This window comes from Pseudobutyrivibrio sp., assembly GCF_015057185.1.
GTDB lineage: Bacteria > Bacillota > Clostridia > Lachnospirales > Lachnospiraceae > Pseudobutyrivibrio.
The window spans coordinates 274,947-293,615 of sequence record NZ_SVEV01000001.1 but is presented as its reverse complement, the minus strand read 5'-3'; the positions used below and the strand labels follow the sequence as shown (position 1 = coordinate 293,615).

Here is an 18,669-nt window from a genome sequence, read left to right as displayed (position 1 = left end):
GGCACAAAATGAAGGTTATAAAGGGAGATTTTGGAGATTTTGGACCAAGGATAAAGGGAAAAGATACTGTTGTTTTTACACTATCCATTGGCGCATCTACCGAAATAGCATCTATAGAACTATTTGATAAGGCAACTAAGAAACGCATTCAAGAAATTAACTTATCTAAAGAGTTTTCCGTAGGACGAGTTTTTTCTGTGGAAGTCAGCGGTATTTCACCTGATGAAGTATGTTATTTAATAAAAGAAGACGGAACTGAGTACGTAGACCCTTTTGCAACTTCAATTGTAGGTAGAGATAAATGGGCAGATGTTAGTGCCCGTTCAAAGAATAAATTTCAGGTTTATGGTGGTATTACGAATATCCAAAAGCAATGGAAGGATACTCCTGTAAATATTGAGCCTACTGATATGGTTTTATATAAATTACATATGAGAGGCTTTACATATGGCTTCGGCATGTCTGAAGCCAAGGCTGGTACATATAAGGGGGTTATTTCAAAGCTCAATTACCTTAAGGAAATGGGCGTTACCTCGATAGAAATTATGCCTATTTATGATTTTGAAGAGCTTTTTATTGAGAATAAAATCAATATTTCTAAAAATGGCCACCGGGTAAATGCGCCTGAGTTTATTAATAAAATAAATTATTGGGGATTTGGTGAGGCTAATTATTTTGCACCAAAGGCTTCTTACTTTGGGGGCGAGAATAATTGTCTCGAAGGAATTCGTTCTATGATTTCTTCTATTCACAAGGCTGGAATGGAAGTTATTATGGAGATGTCGTTTTCAAATGAAACATCTGATGATTGTGTTTTGGAATGCTTGAAATATTATGTTCAGTATTACCACATAGATGGTTTCCATTTGCTTGGCTGTACAGCGCCAATCAAACGCATTGCATCAGAGCCTTATCTTGCTGACACAAAAATATTCTACGAGTTCATTCCTGAAGAAATTTTATGTAGTGAGAGCGGCAAAAAGCATTTGTTTATTTACAATGATTCATTCATGAATGTTACACGCCAAATTCAAAATCATATGAATGGAAGCATGGTTCAGTTTGCTAATCATATGCGCAGGCAGAATCAGGCTTATGGATTTGTCAATTATATGGCAAATGTAAATGGATTTTCTCTATGGGATTCCTACTCATACGGTGAGAAACACAACGTAGATAATGGTGAAGACAATAGAGACGGCACAAACAATAACTATTCCTTTAATTATGGAGTAGAGGGTAAAACAAATAATAAAACTATTAATGCAAATAGATTTAGACAAATGCGTAATGCATTTGCAGCTTTGTTCCTGTCCCAAAGTGTGCCACTTATTGTTGCGGCTGATGAGATGGCTGCCAGTCACTTAGGCAATAATAATCCATATTGTCAGGATAACAAAATTGGATATACCGTTTTTTCAAAGACAAAAAATAAAACAACTTTACAGAAATTTGTAAAGCAATTAGTTGAGTTCAGAAAGAACCATAAATGCCTTAGACCAGAGCATCCATTTTTAATGAATGATTATAAGCATTTGGGACTTCCTGATATGTCTTTCCACGGCTCAGAGCCATGGATGATGTCTATTGGTGAAGAACAAAAGGCGCTTGGGGTTTTATACAACGGCGCTTATGTTGGCGAGAAAGAAGAAGTATTTGTTTGCTACAACTATCATTATGATGATGTAAGCATGGCACTGCCTCTATTATCGCCAGGAAAACGATGGCGAATTTGCTTTAATACAGCGGATTATAATGATAAAAGTGATTTCAAGCCAAAACCTATACATGATCAACAGACTATTTTGGTTCCTGGAAATTCAATTAGTGTGCTAGTAGGTGTAAAGGTGGACAAGAAATAATATTCAGGAGTTATACATTGAAGGCTATAAAACATTTTATGACAATTACCCACCACAGACATCTGGTAATGAAGGGTTGCTTTGCAGTGGGACTTTATTGGCAAGGGTTAGTTCATGATTTATCAAAATATTCTCCAGTTGAGTTTTTGGTGGGAGCCAAATACTATCAGGGAGATAGGAGCCCTAACGATGCCGAACGTAGGGACAAAGGCGTTTCTCTGGCATGGCTTCACCATAAAGGCAGAAACAAACATCATTTGGAATATTGGATAGATTACGATTTGACAGGTACACAGCAGCTTACTGGTACATTAATGCCTGTAAAGTATGTGGTTGAGATGTATTGCGACAGAGTTGCAGCTTGCAAGGTATATCTAAAAGAAAAATATACAGATTCAAGTGCCCTTGATTATTTTATGAAGGGTAAAAGCAAGTATATGATGCACCCACAGTCATCTGACCTTCTTGAAGAGATGCTGGTGTATTTATCATTGCACGGCGAGAAAGCTACAAATCAATATATTCGCAAGGAAATATTACACAATAAAAAATAATGCTAGGAGAAATAATGATGGAGAAAGAGAGAAAAGTTCTATACTCTGGTATGCAGGCTACAGGCAAGCTTACCATTGGAAATTATATAGGAGCACTTAAAAACTGGGTTAATTTACATGAGGATTATGACTGCTTTTTTGGAGTAATGGATTTACATTCTTTGACAGTTAGACAGAATCCTACAGAGTTCAGACAAAATGCCAGAAGAATCTATACACAGTATGTAGCAGCTGGACTTGATCCTAAGAAAAACTGCATTTACTTTCAGTCACATGTATCAGCTCATGCTGAGCTTGGTTGGATTTTAGATTGCTTTACATACATGGGTGAGCTTAATCGTATGACTCAATTCAAGGACAAATCAGCTAAGCATGCAGATAACATTAATGCGGGATTATTTACATATCCAGCTCTTATGGCAGCTGATATTTTGCTTTATCAGGCTGACTTAGTGCCAATTGGTGCAGATCAGAAGCAGCACTTAGAGATATGTAGAGACGTAGCAGAGCGTTTCAACAATATCTATGGCGATGTATTTACAATTCCAGAGGGATATTTCCCAAAGTCAGGAGCTAGAATTATGTCTCTTGCAGAGCCAACCAAAAAGATGTCTAAATCTGATGAGAATGTTAATGCAACTATTTATTTGGTTGATGATAGGGATACTATTGTTCGCAAATTTAAAAAGGCAGTTACTGATTCTGATGCAGAGGTTCGTTATGATGTAGAAAATAAACCAGGCGTTTCAAACCTTATGGAAATCTACGGTGTTGTAACTAATAAAACAATGGATGAGGTTGCAAAAGAGTTTGAAGGCAAGGGCTATGGAGATTTCAAGCTTGCTGTAGGAGAGGCGGTTGCAGATATGCTTGATCCTTTCCACAAGCGTTGCGCTGAATTAGATCAGGACAAAACATATATTAATGAGTGCATCAAGGAAAATGCTGAGAAGGCATCGTATTTTGCAAACAAAACTTTACGCAAGGTTCACAAAAAGCTTGGCCTTACAGAAAGAATTAGATAAAGATATTTACAATCAAGACAGGAGTATGTTATTATTACTCCTGTCTTTTTTCTATATAAATTCAATTATTTCCCAAGGAGTTTAATTGTATAGTATTGTAAATACCGCTACCGTTTTTGGTATTGATTCAAAAATTATATCTGTTGAAGCAGATATATCTGAAGGTATGCCTATTTTTGAGATGGTAGGCTATCTATCTTCTGAGGTGAAGGAGGCAAAGGAAAGAGTACGTTCTGCCCTTAAAAATGAAGGGTATGCACTTCCTGTAAAGCGTATCACCGTCAATTTATCACCTGCTAGCATTAGAAAAACAGGGGCAGGTTTCGATTTGCCCATTGCTGTGGCAATTTTATCGGCAATAGGCGCAATTTCCACCGACAAGCTGGAAAATATATGCATGGTAGGAGAAATCTCCTTAGATGGCAAAATACAGCCTATAAACGGTGTATTATCCATGGTGACCGAAGCGAAAAAACAGAAAATGGAAATTGTTATTGTTCCAAAAGAGAATTTAGTTGAAGCAAGGCTGATTTCTGGTATTACCACAATAGGTGTAGAAAAGCTTTCTCAAGTAATTGAAATCATAAATGAGGGAGTTTTTAAAATGAAAGAAGAGCCTGTAATTAATGAAAAAATGCCTATTGAGGCGGAGCATGACTTTTCCATGATTAATGGCCAACAGGCCCTTAGACGAGCTTGTGAGGTGGCAATTTCTGGAATGCATAACATGTTAATGGTTGGACCACCAGGGGCTGGGAAATCAATGATGGCAAAGTGCATCCCATCGATACTTCCGCCTATGGATACAGACGAGCAAATGGAAATCTCAAAAATTTACTCAGTCGCGGGCAAATTCGATGAGAGAAAGGGTTTAATTAAAAATAGACCCTTTAGAAGTCCTCATCACACAATTTCCCCTCAAGGCTTAGTTGGGGGTGGGCAGTATCCAAAACCTGGAGAAATATCATTGGCTCATAGTGGAATACTATTTTTAGATGAGCTTACCGAATTTAACAAGGCTACATTGGAAATACTTAGACAGCCAATGGAAGACAAGCAGGTTAATATAGCTAGGGCAACAGGAAGCTTTACCTTCCCAGCTGATTTTGTTTTGATTGCCGCTATGAATCCTTGCTCCTGTGGATATTATCCTGATTTAAATAGATGTCATTGTACAAGGCAATCCATTCAGAGGTATCTAGCTAAAATATCTCAGCCATTGCTTGATAGAATTGATATTTGCGCTGAAGCGCCAACCTTAAATTTTGCACAGGTTTCCAAGAAAAATCAAAATGAAAGCTCAGCAGATATTAGAAAGAGGGTTATTGAATGTCATAAAAAGCAATCAGCACGATTCCGTGACTATGAATTTAAATTTAATAGTCAAATTCCGGGAAGCTTAATGGATAAATTCTGTCATTTGGATGAAGTAGAAACAAAATTCATGGAAGAGATGTATGAAAAATATGCTCTAACTGCTAGAACCTATCACAAGGTTCTTAGGGTTGCAAGAACCATTGCGGATATGGATAACCAGGAAAAAATACAGATTATTCATCTAAGAGAAGCCCTGATATATCGGGGACTTGATAAAAAATATTGGGAGGTGGCAATTTGAGACATCCTCTAGTTTATCAATATTGGTTTTTATCAAACGAAGAGATTAGCTACGGCAAGAAAAGTAAACTTCTTGAGTATTATGGAAATTCTTATAATATTTTTGAAGCTGATAAAAAGGAGTTGCTTAGCAGTAATCTTTTGACAGCATCTGAAATAGATGCCTTTTTAGAAAAACGTTCTAAATGTGACATAGATAGGAATTATGATGAATTCTTGCGAACTGGATTTTCCTATTTCACAAAGGAGGCGGAAGGATATCCAGAGAAGCTTATTAATTTATACGATAGTGTATATGGATTTTACTATAATGGTAAATTACCAGATTTCAAAAATAGTGTAGCCATTGTTGGGGCCCGAAGATGCAGTGCCTATGGTAAAAAAGTTGCAATGGAATTAAGCAAAAGACTGGCTCAGGATGGGTATACTATTATCAGTGGAATGGCCAGAGGGATAGATACTTATGCCCATAGAGGTTGCCTAGATGGTGGAGGTAAAACTGTTGCAGTTTTAGGAAGTGGCTGTGATGTGATTTATCCATCTGAAAACTATTTATTATATGAAGAGATAGTTAAAAATGGAGCTGTTATTTCCGAATATCAAATGGGGACAGCTCCTATACCAGCAAATTTTCCTAGACGAAATAGGATAGTATCAGCTCTGTCAGATATAGTGATTGTAATTGAGGCCAGAGAAAAGTCAGGTTCCTTAATTACAGCGGATTTAGCCTTAGAGCAGGGCAAGGATATTTATGTGGTGCCCGGTAGAATTGGTGACTCTTTAAGCATGGGCTGTAACAAATTAATATCCCAAGGGGCTGGCATAATCTATTCTGTTGATTCCTTTTTGCAGGAGATTGGCGAAAGATATGGAAAAACTGTTGTAAATCAAAAGCCAAATAAAATAGAAGTTAAAATGGATCCTATAGAACGAAAGGTTTATGGATTAATTGACTATTATCCTAAAAATTTGTCTACTCTTTTAGAGGAAACAAAAATGGACCATTTAGCCCTGCTTTCAACTATATATTCCCTTGAAAAAAAGGAGCTTATTTGTGAAGTAATGAAGAATAATTATGTGAAATTCAAATGAAATTTTTGTAAATTGTTACCTCATTAAATAAAATTCACCTTGAAAATAGAAAATTTATGTTGTATAGTGAGTACCGATTTCATTTTATTAGTGAAGCTATAAGAAAATACTTATTTGTATAAGGAGCATAGTGTTAATGGCAAAAAATCTTGTTATTGTGGAGTCTCCAGCTAAGGTTCATACCATCAAAAAGTTTTTAGGAAGCAATTATGAAGTAATGGCTTCCCAAGGACATGTGCGTGATATGCCTAAGAGCCAGCTTGGATTTGACCCAGAAAATGATTTTGAACCTAAATATATTACTATTAGAGGAAAGGGGGAACTTTTGGCAGCTCTTCGTAAAGAAGTAAAGAAAGCTGACAAAATATTCCTCGCAACTGATCCCGACCGTGAGGGAGAAGCTATTTCATGGCATCTTACTCACGCTCTTAACTTACAAGATAAAAAGGTATATCGTATTACCTTTAATGAAATTACCAAAACAGCTGTCAAAAACTCGTTAAAGAATCCACGCGAAATAGATATGGATTTGGTTGATGCCCAGCAAGCTAGACGTATGCTTGACAGAATGGTTGGTTATAAGATTTCTCCACTTTTGTGGGCAAAGGTTAAAAGAGGCTTGTCAGCTGGTCGAGTTCAATCTGTTGCACTTCGTATTATTTGTGACAGAGAAAAGGAAATAGAGCAGTTCATTCCTCAAGAGTACTATACTTTAGATGTATTATTAGATGCTGCAGGCGCTAAAAAGCCTATTGTAGCAAAATATTATGGCGATAAAACTGGAAAGAAAGATATTTCAGATAAAGCCAGCTTAGATAAGATTATGGCTGAACTTAAAGGAGCAGATTTTTCTATTGCTTCTATTAAGAAGGGTACCCGCGAGAAAAAAGCACCACTTCCTTTTACAACCTCAACAATGCAACAGGAAGCATCAAAGGCTTTGAATTTTTCTATTCAAAAGACAATGAGTGTTGCTCAGCAGTTGTATGAAGGTGTTAGTGTAAAGGGGCATGGTACAATCGGTTTGATTACATATCTTCGTACTGATTCTACTCGTGTTTCAGATGAAGCTAGAGCTAATGCAGAAGCATTTATTTCAAGCAATTATGGCGAGAATTATTTATCGGCACAAGTTGCTAGCTCAAAAAAGAATTCTGGCAAGGTTCAGGATGCTCACGAAGCTATCAGACCTGCAAATATTGAGTTAATACCATCAGAAATAAAAGATAGTCTTACAAGAGATCAGTTTAGACTTTACCAGCTGGTATGGAAACGCTTTGTAGCAAGTCAAATGGCAAATGCTATTTATGACACAGTTTCTCTTAATGTTCAGGCAAAGGACCATGTGTTTACTGCATCAGATTCATCTATTAATTTTGATGGATTTATGATGATTTATACTTCAGCAGATGATGAGACAGAAGCAAAGACACATCCTTTGGCAAAGCTTACTGAGGATACTAAGCTTCAGTTTAACAGCTTTGATGAAAAGCAGCACTTTACACAGCCAGCACCACACTTTACAGAAGCTTCTCTTGTAAAAACATTAGAGGAGCTTGGCATTGGCCGTCCAAGTACATATTCACCTACAATAACAACACTTTTAAAGCGTCACTATATCACAAAAGAGGCAAAGAATCTTTTTGTAACAGAATTAGGTGAAGTAGTTAATTCAATTATGGTGGAGTCATTCCCAATAATTGTTGATGACAAATTTACAGCTAATTTAGAGCTTTTACTTGATGGAGTAGAAGAAGGCTCAGTTGAATGGAAATCTGTTGTTAGAAATTTCTATCCAGATTTGGAAAAGGCAGTTAAGGTTGCCGAGGAAGAACTTGCTAAGGTTGAAATCCAGGATGAAGTTACAGATGTTATCTGTGAAGAATGCGGACGAAACATGGTTATCAAGTTTGGACCTCATGGTAAATTCTTAGCTTGCCCTGGCTTCCCAGAGTGTAGAAATACAAAGCCATTCCTTGAGAAGATTGGTGTTCCATGTCCTAAATGTGGTGGTGATGTTGTCATTAGAAAGTCTCAAAAGGGCAGAAAATTCTTTGGCTGTTCAAACCATCCAGAATGCGACTTTATCAGTTGGTCAAAGCCAACTACAGAAAAGTGCCCTAAGTGTGGTACTTACATGGTTGAAAAAGGCAACAAACTTGTTTGTGCCAATGATGATTGTAGATTTGTGCAGAGTGTAAATAAAGATTCGGATAAATAATTGAGTCAATTGTGAAAACAAAAAGAATAGTCTGAATTTGATTGCAATTTGCATGAATCGATGATATAATTTGTACAAATTTACTCATGGAAGAGTAAATAGGGGAATGTTGTGTATGAGGAGTTTGATAATTTTGTTTTAATTTCAGGAGGATATAAATTAAATGAGTGTACAGTTATTAGACAAGACAAGAAAGATTGGAAAGCTTCTTCATAACAATAATTCTTCAAAGGTTGTATTTAATGATATTTGTTCAGTATTAACTGATATTTTGGATTCATCTGTACTTGTTATTTCTAAGAAGGGTAAGGTTCTTGGACTTTCTCATTTGCCAAACACAACAGAAATCGGCGAGCTTATTGTAGATGAGGTCGGTGGATTCATCGATCCACTTCTCAACGAGAGATTACTTTCAATCCTTTCTACAAAAGAAAACGTTAATCTTAAGACACTTGGTTTTGAGAAGTCAGATATTGATTTATATTCTGCAATTATTGCTCCTATTGATATTGCTGGCGAGCGTCTTGGTACATTATTCGTATATAGATTTGACAAGCAGTACGATATTGATGACATTATCCTTACAGAATATGGTACAACAGTTGTTGGACTTGAAATGATGCGTTCTGTAAATGAGGAATCAGCTGAAGAGAATCGTAAGCTTCAGGTTGTAAAGAGTGCTATTTCAACACTTTCTTATTCAGAGTTAGAAGCTATCATTCATATCTTTGATGAATTAGATGGTAACGAAGGGGTGTTGGTTGCTTCAAAAATTGCCGATAGAGTAGGTATAACAAGATCAGTTATTGTTAATGCTCTACGTAAATTTGAATCAGCAGGCGTAATTGAATCACGTTCATCAGGTATGAAGGGAACTTACATCAAGGTTCTTAATGACGTTGTATTTGATGAGCTTGAGGAAATCAAGAAAAACAAATAAATGGATTTGTGTTTTAAAAGGACTTAGGGCAACTTAAGTCCTTTTTTGTTTACCATTTTTTAATTATTTAAAGCACATTATTTTTCATAACTTGTACACATTATTCAAGTATGATTGATGTATTAACAGATAAATGTGACTATAAGGATAATTGACACTACTTATAGTGGACAATATATTTAATTTACACTATATAATGTAAAAAATACTTTGAATTTTAGACAATTTAACTTATAATTAAAAGTAATCTAGGAGGAGTGTAATTATGCTAAGTTCAGATGCCTTTGGTTATGTTAACTTATTGGATAATACAGCCGATGTTAGCTGGCGTAGACAATCTCTTATACTGAACAACATGGCTAACGATGATACCCCTGGCTACAAGAGAAAAGATATTGAGTTTGAAAGTGTACTTAAGAAGGAATTAATGGGGACCCATCAAAGAACGTTAGATAAAGCGGTAGACGTTCTAGATAATGATGGTAATCAGGTAAAAGGAATAGAATACACTGATTATGAGAATTTCTCATATAGACTTGATGGGAATAATGTTGATATGGATACTGAAAACGTAGAGCTTGCTTCAGAACAGATTCGTTATCAAACACTTACTACAAGCATGAAAAACGAGTTTTCTAGATTTAAATCTGTTTTGACCTAATTGCTATTAGTTTATAGGAGGTATTGATATGGGATTATTCCAACCTTTTGATATTGCGGCTTCTGGTATGACTGCCCAGAGGTTCCGTATGGATATTATCGCTGAGAATATAGCTAATGTTAGCACTACTCGTACTGAAAATGGTGGGCCTTACCGTCGTAAAATAGTTACTTTCCAAGAAAAGCAGCTTAATGCAGGGCTACCAAATTTTAGAAATGTTTTAAAGGATACAACCAATAAATATTATGGCAATGGTGTTAAGGTTTCTAAAGTATCAGAGGATATGGAGACTGATTTTATCATGACCTATGATCCATCACATCCTGATGCTGATGAAAACGGATATGTTAGATATCCAAATGTAAATACTGTTACTGAAATGACAAACCTTATAGATGCAAGCCGTTCTTATGAGGCAAATGTTACAGCGTTCCAGGCTATTAAGTCTATGGCAACTTCTGGAATATCTGTAGGTCAGGGATGATTCTAGTAGCAGAGGGGGAGTTATAAATGGATATTAATACAATTCAGAGCTTGTATGGTACAACTCCAGTCACAACCACAGAAAGCAAGGTTAATCCTCAAGAAGGATTTCAGAGCATGCTTAGTTCTGTAATGGCATTACTTGATGATACTAATCAAGCGGTGAAAACAGCCAATAAAGAGCAGGTGGCATTTCAGCTTGGTGAGACTGATAACACTCATGATTTGATGATTGCTGAACAAAAGGCTAATATTGCATTACAATACACAGTAGCAATAAGAGATAGAGTTCTAGAAGCATATCAGCAGATAATGCAGATGCAAATATAGCGTAATCTTGGCTTTGCCAAGGTTACGCTCAAAAAGTGCCACATCCGCGTAGCGGATTATAATGGCACTTGTTCCTTATTGGAGTAGGTGCAAAGCACCGAGAGAAGGACCAAGAGAAGCACCTTATCAGAAGGACCTAAAGGGGAGGAGAAATATGCCTGAACAGATTCAAGCTCTTTTGAATAAGATATTGGAATGGTGGCGTAAATTTACAAGGCGGCAGCAGATATTGATTGTTTCAATTACTGCTGTTGTTATTGTGTCTTTCATAATATTAGGGGTAGTTATTACCAGACCTACTATGATTCAGCTTGTGAATTGTAATGGGGATGGAGTACAAGCCGCTTCTGTTAAAACGATTCTTGATGAAAATGGCATTGCCTACGAAACTAGTCAAGACGGATTCATTTTCTATATTAATGAAAAGGATGAAGCTGAGGCAAATATATTGCTAGGCTCTAATTCAATTCCTAGTTCTGGATATTCCATAAATGATGCGATAGATGGTAGCTTTTCTACCACTGAAGCTGATAAACAAAAGAAATATAAATTATATTTAGAGGAAAAGTTTTCTACAATAATAGAAAGCTTATCGATGGTTACAACTGCTGAGGTAACACTTAATTTGCCTGACGAGGATGGCACATTGATTTCTCACCAGGAGCCTGGTTGGGCATCAGTAATGCTTACTTTATCAGAGCCTATGAGTGAAGAAGCAGTAGCTGGATTGGCACAGTATCTTGCAACCAATTTAGGTAATGAAAATTGCGATAACATTACCATTATGGACACAGATGGCAATCTATTGTTCCCAGGCCCATCCTACGACACAGTTGCAGGACAGGCTTCTGTTAATCAGGATGTAAGAGAAAAAGCAAAAAATGAAATTGCACAAAGAGTACAGACGGTTCTTGAAGGAACAAATTTATATGACACTGTATCTGTTGGTGTAAACCTTTCAATGAATTTTGATGAAAATAGTTGGGTATCCTATGACTATTCCATTGATGAGGGTCGTACTGAAGGTTATTTGGATTGGGAATCAGGCTCTAGCTCGAATTCTACTGGTGGTAATGGTGGTGTACCAGGAACAGATTCTAATGACGAAGATACAACATATGTTATGGAGGATAATTCTGTTACAGAGAGCTCTACTGAAGAATTTGAAAGAGATTATTTGCCTGACGAAACAATCACTACTCATAAGGATGAAATTGGAAAGAGAAGCTTAGAGGATTCATCTATTTCTGTTACATGTCGTACATATGCAATTTACAATGAAGACCAAATGGAAAAGGATGGTTCTTTGGACGAGGCAGGTCAGACCTTTGATGAATTTGTAAAGGCTAATTCTGATCCAGTTCAGATGGAGGTTACTGATGATATTGTTGAAGTCGTTGCAAGAGCAACGGGATTTCCAACAACTAGCGTCAAAATTGTAGCTTATGAGATTCCAATGTTCCAATATTCAGAGGGCTCAGGAATCCAGATTACAGATATTTTACAAATTGTTCTTGCATTTCTTATCTTTGCGATGCTTGGATTCGTTGTATTTAGAAGTCTTAGGACAGAGGAAGAAGAACCTGTGGAGCAGGAGCTTACAATTGATGATCTTATTGCTTCTACCGCCCAAGAAGAGGAAGAGGAGGAGCTGGAAGATATCGGCTATACGGAGAAATCCGAGGCCCGCATACTAATCGAAAAGTTTGTAGACGAGAAGCCGGAGGCAGTCGCTCAACTTTTACGAAATTGGCTAAACGAGGATTGGGGATAAGGTTATGGCAGCAGAAGAGCTTAATGGCGTACAAAAAGCCGCAATACTTTTAATTGCCTTAGGTCCTGAGAAGTCTTCTCAGATTTTTAAACATCTCAAGGAAGAGGAAATAGAAGAGCTTACCCTTGAGATTGCGAATACGAGAAGTATTTCTCCTGCACTCAAGGAAGAGGTAATCGAAGAATTTTATCAGGTTTGTCTCGCACAACAGTACATTGCAGAAGGTGGTATTGGCTATGCCAAGGAACTTTTGGAAAAAGCGCTTGGAGACGACAGAGCCCAGGATGTTATTACAAAACTTACAGCATCACTGCAGGTTCGTCCATTCGAGTTTATTCGAAAGACAGAGCCTTCTCAGGTGCTAAACTTCATTCAGGAGGAGCATCCACAGACCATAGCGATGATTTTGTCTTATTTATCAGCTGGACAGGCATCGCTTATCATTGGAGCATTGCCACCTGAAAAGCAGGCAGATGTAGCAAGAAGAATTGCATTGATGGATAGAACCAGTCCTGAGGTTATTAAAGAGGTTGAGCGAGTTCTTGAAAGAAAGCTTTCATCTCTTATTAACCAGGATTACACTATTGCCGGTGGTGTTGATGCAGTAGTAAATATTTTAAATACAGTAGACCGTGGTACAGAAAAACGTATTATGGAGTCTTTGGAAATCGAAGAGCCAGAGCTTGCAGAAGAAATCAGAAAGAAGATGTTTGTATTCGAAGATATTCTTCTTCTGGACGACAGAGCTATTCAGCGTGTGCTTAGAGATGTTGACAACTCAGATCTTGGAGTTGCACTTAAGGGTGCTAATGAAGAGGTTCAATCTGCAATCTTCAAGAACCTTTCTTCTCGTCTTGCATCTATGATTAAGGAAGACATGGAATTCATGGGCCCTGTACGTATGAAGGATGTTGAAGAAGCACAGCAGAAGATTGTAGGTATTATTAGAAAGCTTGAAGATTCTGCAGAAATTGTAATTTCAAGAGGAGGTTCAGATGAGCTCGTTGTCTAGTAAAAATGTCATCTATGGTTTTATGGTGGCTCCTAATTTGCCAGATGAAGAGGGGGAGATAGATGAGGTTGTAATAGACCACAATGCCTTGGCAAAAGAACTGATACTCAAGCAGGAAGAGGCTTATAAGGCCAAACTTTTGGATGAGGAACGTGAGCGTAGATTAGCACAAATGAGAGAAGCTGGAGAGGATGTTCCTGAGGGCATGGATGTTGATGAGTTCCTAGGACTTGCTGATACTATAATGCAGCAACAGGCCGAACCTGAAGTAACAGTAGATACAGAAGCTATTATTGCCGAGGCTCAAGCACATGCAGATCAAATAATCGCCGATGCCAACGCTCAGGCAGAGGAAATATTAAATGCCGCTCAGTTGAATGCTGATGCTATGAAAAATCTTGCTAGGCAAGACGGCGAAAAAGAAGGCTACAACGAGGGGACACAAAGGGCGGCAATGGAATTGCAAGAGTCACAAAGACAAATGCGGGAGGAAATTGAACGTATTCAAAATGAATTTAAGGCAAGACAAATTGAAATAGAGCATGAAATGGTTGAAATGTGTCTGCCAGTATTTGAAAAAGTATTTGCTGCTGAATTAAGCGGACGTAAAGAGGTTATATATCATTTGCTGGATAATTGCATAATGAAAATTGAACGTACAGGCCAAATGCAAATTAAGGTAAATGATGCCAATGCAGAATATATAAAAGGGAAAAAGGAAGAAATACAAAGTAAAGTGGGGACAGAGGTTATACTTGATATAATAGCAGACCCACTTTTGAATGAGAGTCAGTGCATTATAGAAACAGATGGTGGTATTTTTGACTGTAGTATAGATACAGAACTCGAAGGCTTAATAAGAGAGATTAGAGCTCTAAGTTAATTGGGGCATTAGGAGGCAAATTGGACCAGAGTTTATTAATGCAGCTTACTGAGAAGGACTATTTTAAATCTCTCGGCAAGGTGGTAAAGGTAGTTGGATTAACAATTGAATCAGTGGGACCTGAGGCTAAGCTACGTGATTTGTGTGAAATCATAGTAGAAGGCTCAGGTCAAAGGGTTAAAGCAGAGGTTGTCGGATTTAAAGATAAACGTCTGCTTTTGATGCCTTATGAGAATGTTGAAGGAATAGGCGTTGGTTGCATGGTTGAAAACACTGGCCATCCTTTGGGAATCCATGTAGGAGATGAATTGCTTGGACATTTGGTAGATGGACTTGGTATGCCATCTGATGTTGAAGATTTAGATGCATTTAATGAACTACCAGAGTATCCAGCAGAGGCAGACCCACCTGATCCGATGGCTAGAGTAATTATAAAAGAGCCTCTTTCTCTGGGAGTAAAGGCGGTGGATGGTCTTATTACTGTAGGAAAAGGTCAAAGAATTGGAATTTTTGCAGGTTCAGGTGTTGGAAAATCAACATTGATGGGTATGTTTGCTAGAAATACAAAGGCTCAAATTAACGTTATCGCATTGATTGGCGAGCGTGGTCGTGAGGTTAGAGAGTTCGTTGAAAACGATTTAGGAGAGGAAGGTATGGCACGTTCTGTGGTTGTTTGTGCAACCTCGGACAAGCCTGCTTTGATACGAAAAAAAGCAGCTCTTACGGCTACTGCTATTGCAGAATATTTTAGAGATCAGGGTAAAGATGTGCTGCTGATGATGGATTCGCTAACCCGTTTTTCTATGGCACAAAGAGAAATTGGTCTAGCATCTGGCGAGCCACCAGTAACTAGAGGATATCCACCTTCTGTATACTCAGAGATGCCTAGACTTCTAGAAAGAGCGGGAAATGCTGCAGTAGGTTCCATCACTGGCCTTTATACTGTACTTGTTGATGGTGATGATTTTAATGAGCCTATTACTGATACAGCCCGTTCCATTCTTGATGGACATATTGTCCTTAATAGAAAACTGGCGCAAAAGAATCACTACCCTGCAATTGATGTTTTGCAGTCTATTTCCAGAGTTATGTCTGCAGTGGCAACTCCAGAGCACAAGTCTATTGCAGGAAAGCTAAAAAATGTTTTGGCAACTTATCAGGAAGCAGAAGATTTGATAAATATCGGAGCCTATAAAAATGGGTCAAATAAATCCATTGATTATGCTATTCAAAAAATAGATGCTGTTAATGCGTTTTTGCTGCAGGAAACTCATGCTAAGTTTGAATATGATGAAATCTTAAAAGAAATGGCGGCAATATTTGCTGATTAGAGGTGATTTGCTATGGCAAAATTTGTTTATCGAATGCAAAACATTCTTGAATTAAAAAAGAAAATTGAAGAGCAGGAAAAAGCAAATTTTGGTATGGCAACAGCCAGATACAATGAAGAGCAGCAAAAGCTTAGAGACATAATGATTAAACAGGCTGGCTATGAGAGACAGCTTAGAGAATTGACTGTAGGTGATATTGATATAAAGGAAATCAAAACCTGTAAAAACGCCATAGCATCTATGAAGGTTGCACTAAGAGCTCAGATGATAGAGGTGTCAAAGGCCCAAAAGGCTATGGAAAATGCTCGAAAGAAATTAAATGCCGTTATGATGGAAAGAAAGATGCATGAAAAGCTTAGAGAGCATGCTTTTGAAGAGTTTTTAGATGAAATAGATAGGGAAGAAAGCAAGATTACAGACGAGTTAGTTAGTTACACTTACTTTAATACAGAAAATGAGAGGGAATAGTTATGGCAGATGTAGCAGAAGTTCAAGACAATGTAAATGCTGGCGGCGAGGGCGCAGCAGAAGATAAGAAAGCGGCAAAAAAAGCTGCAAAGGAAGCCAAGAAGGCTGAGAAAAAGGCTAAAAAAGAGGCAAAAAAGAATGGCGAGGCAGTTGAGGATGATGAGGAGTCTTTAGGTATTGGCGGACACATTATTATGGCCGTTGTAGTACTCCTTATTATTCTTATTTGGCTTGTTATTTTTGCGTTCTTGGTAAAGATGGATGTTGGCGGATTTGGATCAACAGTGCTGTTCCCTGTCCTTAAGGACGTGCCATATGTAAACCGAATTTTACCAGGAATAGAGGAGTATATTCCAGAAGAGCCAGATGAGTATTCTCAGTATGCAACAGTGGAAGATGCTGTGGCTAGAATCAAAGAGCTTGAAGTGGAAGTAGAGGAATTGAAGGCCACAGATAATCAAAACAGCGATTATATTGCAGAGCTTGAGGCTGCTGCGGCTGAGCTTGCTGAATATAAAGCTAATGAAGCTGCCTTTGAAGAAACTAAAGAAAAATTTTATGAAGAGGTTGTTTTTTCAGACGAGGCACCCGATATAAATGAATATAAGACTTATTATGAGTCAATCGACCCTGAAAATGCAGAAGCTATTTACAAACAAGTTGTTTCTCAATTGGAGATTGACGAAGAAATTGCTGATTACGTAAAAGTATACTCCAGCATGAAAGCCAAAAATGCAGCTGCCATATTTGACACTATGACAGATGATTTTGATTTGGTTTGTGAGATTCTTTCAGGTATGGATGCAAGTACCCGAGCAGATATTTTAGCTGCAATGGATACAGAAAATGCAGCAATCATTACGAAAATGATGGAACCATAGCTCATATAAGTTCTTATAGCAGCTTGAAAACAGAATAAGTGAAAGGAGGAATTACATGACAAGTAGCAATGTTTCAAATTTGCTGGTTCAGGTAAGCAGAGTTGAAGTTGCAAGTGTTAGTGAGAAAGCTAATGTTTCAACTGACAAGACCTTATTTGAAAACACATTGAAAAACGTTGCTGGTTCAGGGACTCCAGTAGAAGTAGCGAAAGGCGAAAATAACAAGCCGAAGCTTGAAGATAAACCTTTTGAACCTACTGCTAAAGCAAAAGCTGATTCTATAAAACCAGAAGATGCTAAGACTTTAGACCGTGAAGACCTTCAAGAGAAGGTGATGGCGGCTGGTGAGGAAATTAAGGAAGTCATAGAGGATGAACTTGATGTCACCACCGAAGAGTTAGAGCAGGCTATGCAAAACCTTGGATTTACAATATTAGATTTATTTAATCCGCAGAATTTGGCACAGCTTGTTGTTGAGCTTACGGGAGAGACCGATTCAGTAAATTTGTTGATGGATGAGAGTTTCAAAAATGTTCTTGATGAAGTTACTCAGATTACTAATCAGCTATTTGATGACTTGAATATTTCTTTTGAAAATTTAAAGGAAATTCAGCCTTTAGATATTAAGCCAGAAGAAATAGTTATTCCTAAAGAAGAGCCTAAGATTGAAATTCCAGTTGAGGTTTTAAAACAAGAAGCTGAAACAACACAGGAAGTAGTTGATTACGTTCCAGTGGAAAAGCAGCAGATTGTTACAGAAGTTAATATTCAAAATCAGGGAATGCCAAAACAACCTGAAGAGGTTAAGGTTATGGAGGATGTTACACCTGTTGAAGAAAGCGCTGTAGAAAACAAACCGCAGCTTGAGAACGACAATGATAATTCAAAAAATGAATTTTACTTTTCGCAGGAAAAAACAGGAGCACAAGCTCCTAAGCTAAATCATGAAAAAGCCAATTTGAATGAGGGTGATAATTTCTTTGGGCCACAGCCACAGCTTACATTTACTCCGGCACAGCAGGTAGTTACACTTCCTACTGGAGAAAGTGTTAGAGCTGAAAGTATTGTTCAACAGCTTGTGGAACAGGCAAAGGTTATGACCGATACCGAATCTACAACAATGGAGTTAACACTTAATCCTGAAGGTTTAGGAAAAATCTTTATGGAAGTTACTCAAAAAGGAGATGAAATTACTGCAAAAATATTTACAGAAAATGATGCAGTAAAGCAAGCTCTTGAAAATCAAATGGCAAACCTCAGATTGGAGCTAAATCAAAATTCAGCAAAGGTTACTTCAATCGAAGTTTCAGTTGGAACTCACGAATTTGAAAGAAATCTTGAACAGAACGCTCAAGACGAAAGCAGACGCGACGACCAAATGAGGAAAGAAGCTCCAAGACGTAATACTAGAATTGATCTAAACAACTTAGATGAGTTAACAGGAATAATGTCTGACGAAGATATGTTGATAGCTCAGATGATGATGGAAAATGGAAATACCTTAGATTTCCAGGCTTAGATCAAAGGAGGATTTT

At 37.5% G+C, this 18,669-nt stretch carries 17 protein-coding genes; all 17 read left to right on the top strand.

From position 1 onward, the window contains the following. Window positions 1-8 precede the first annotated feature (8 nt). The 17 genes from E7276_RS01485 to E7276_RS01405 all read left to right on the top strand — a co-directional run bounded on the left by E7276_RS01485 (window position 9) and on the right by E7276_RS01405 (window position 18,653). The gene (locus E7276_RS01485; protein ID WP_294212812.1) at window positions 9-1,862 is read left to right on the top strand and encodes an alpha-amylase family glycosyl hydrolase; all 1,854 of its coding nucleotides are present in this window, start codon (window positions 9-11) and stop codon (window positions 1,860-1,862) included. A 17-nt stretch (window positions 1,863-1,879) separates the two neighbouring features. Continuing rightward, entirely contained in the window at window positions 1,880-2,416 is a 537-nt protein-coding gene (locus E7276_RS01480) for a DUF5662 family protein (protein ID WP_294212810.1), read from the top strand. A 17-nt stretch (window positions 2,417-2,433) separates the two neighbouring features. Further along, entirely contained in the window at window positions 2,434-3,441 is a 1,008-nt protein-coding gene (trpS, locus tag E7276_RS01475; protein ID WP_294212861.1) for a tryptophan--tRNA ligase, read from the top strand. Window positions 3,442-3,526: 85 nt separating this feature from the next. Then, the gene (locus E7276_RS01470) at window positions 3,527-5,059 is read left to right on the top strand and encodes a YifB family Mg chelatase-like AAA ATPase (RefSeq protein WP_294212808.1); all 1,533 of its coding nucleotides are present in this window, start codon (window positions 3,527-3,529) and stop codon (window positions 5,057-5,059) included. After that, window positions 5,056-6,150, top strand: coding sequence for a DNA-processing protein DprA (gene dprA / locus E7276_RS01465; protein ID WP_294212805.1), 1,095 nt, complete (start codon window positions 5,056-5,058; stop codon window positions 6,148-6,150). Before E7276_RS01470 ends, dprA begins: the two co-directional genes overlap by 4 nt. A gap of 136 nt (window positions 6,151-6,286) precedes the next feature. Next, window positions 6,287-8,371 (top strand): type I DNA topoisomerase, encoded by a 2,085-nt coding sequence (gene topA / locus E7276_RS01460; RefSeq protein ID WP_294212802.1) that lies wholly within the window; start codon window positions 6,287-6,289, stop codon window positions 8,369-8,371. 163 nt (window positions 8,372-8,534) lie between these two features. Then, window positions 8,535-9,311: a GTP-sensing pleiotropic transcriptional regulator CodY gene (gene codY, locus E7276_RS01455; RefSeq protein ID WP_294212799.1), complete on the top strand. Its 777-nt coding sequence runs from the start codon at window positions 8,535-8,537 to the stop codon at window positions 9,309-9,311. Between the two features lie 265 nt (window positions 9,312-9,576). Then, window positions 9,577-9,972 carry a flagellar basal body rod protein FlgB gene (gene flgB / locus E7276_RS01450; RefSeq protein ID WP_294212796.1) on the top strand — a complete coding sequence of 132 codons (396 nt, stop codon included), beginning with the start codon at window positions 9,577-9,579 and terminating at the stop codon, window positions 9,970-9,972. A 28-nt stretch (window positions 9,973-10,000) separates the two neighbouring features. Then, window positions 10,001-10,456, top strand: coding sequence for a flagellar basal body rod protein FlgC (flgC, locus tag E7276_RS01445; protein WP_294212793.1), 456 nt, complete (start codon window positions 10,001-10,003; stop codon window positions 10,454-10,456). Between the two features lie 26 nt (window positions 10,457-10,482). Then, window positions 10,483-10,785, top strand: coding sequence for a flagellar hook-basal body complex protein FliE (gene fliE / locus E7276_RS01440; protein WP_294212791.1), 303 nt, complete (start codon window positions 10,483-10,485; stop codon window positions 10,783-10,785). 154 nt (window positions 10,786-10,939) lie between these two features. Beyond that, the gene (locus E7276_RS01435) at window positions 10,940-12,559 is read left to right on the top strand and encodes a flagellar M-ring protein FliF C-terminal domain-containing protein (protein ID WP_294212789.1); all 1,620 of its coding nucleotides are present in this window, start codon (window positions 10,940-10,942) and stop codon (window positions 12,557-12,559) included. A 4-nt stretch (window positions 12,560-12,563) separates the two neighbouring features. Next, window positions 12,564-13,571, top strand: coding sequence for a flagellar motor switch protein FliG (gene fliG / locus E7276_RS01430; protein WP_294212788.1), 1,008 nt, complete (start codon window positions 12,564-12,566; stop codon window positions 13,569-13,571). Continuing rightward, window positions 13,555-14,454 carry a FliH/SctL family protein gene (locus E7276_RS01425; protein ID WP_294212785.1) on the top strand — a complete coding sequence of 300 codons (900 nt, stop codon included), beginning with the start codon at window positions 13,555-13,557 and terminating at the stop codon, window positions 14,452-14,454. The genes fliG and E7276_RS01425 overlap by 17 nt, the downstream gene beginning before the upstream one ends. Before the next feature lie 38 nt (window positions 14,455-14,492). Next, window positions 14,493-15,785, top strand: a complete 1,293-nt coding sequence (fliI, locus tag E7276_RS01420) for a flagellar protein export ATPase FliI (RefSeq protein WP_294212858.1) — start codon at window positions 14,493-14,495, stop codon at window positions 15,783-15,785. A gap of 12 nt (window positions 15,786-15,797) precedes the next feature. Further along, the gene (fliJ, locus tag E7276_RS01415; RefSeq protein ID WP_294212782.1) at window positions 15,798-16,253 is read left to right on the top strand and encodes a flagellar export protein FliJ; all 456 of its coding nucleotides are present in this window, start codon (window positions 15,798-15,800) and stop codon (window positions 16,251-16,253) included. 2 nt (window positions 16,254-16,255) lie between these two features. Beyond that, window positions 16,256-17,134, top strand: coding sequence for a MotE family protein (locus tag E7276_RS01410; protein WP_294212780.1), 879 nt, complete (start codon window positions 16,256-16,258; stop codon window positions 17,132-17,134). A gap of 55 nt (window positions 17,135-17,189) precedes the next feature. Then, complete coding sequence (locus E7276_RS01405) at window positions 17,190-18,653, top strand: flagellar hook-length control protein FliK (RefSeq protein WP_294212777.1); 1,464 nt, start codon at window positions 17,190-17,192, stop codon at window positions 18,651-18,653. Window positions 18,654-18,669: the final 16 nt, after the last annotated feature.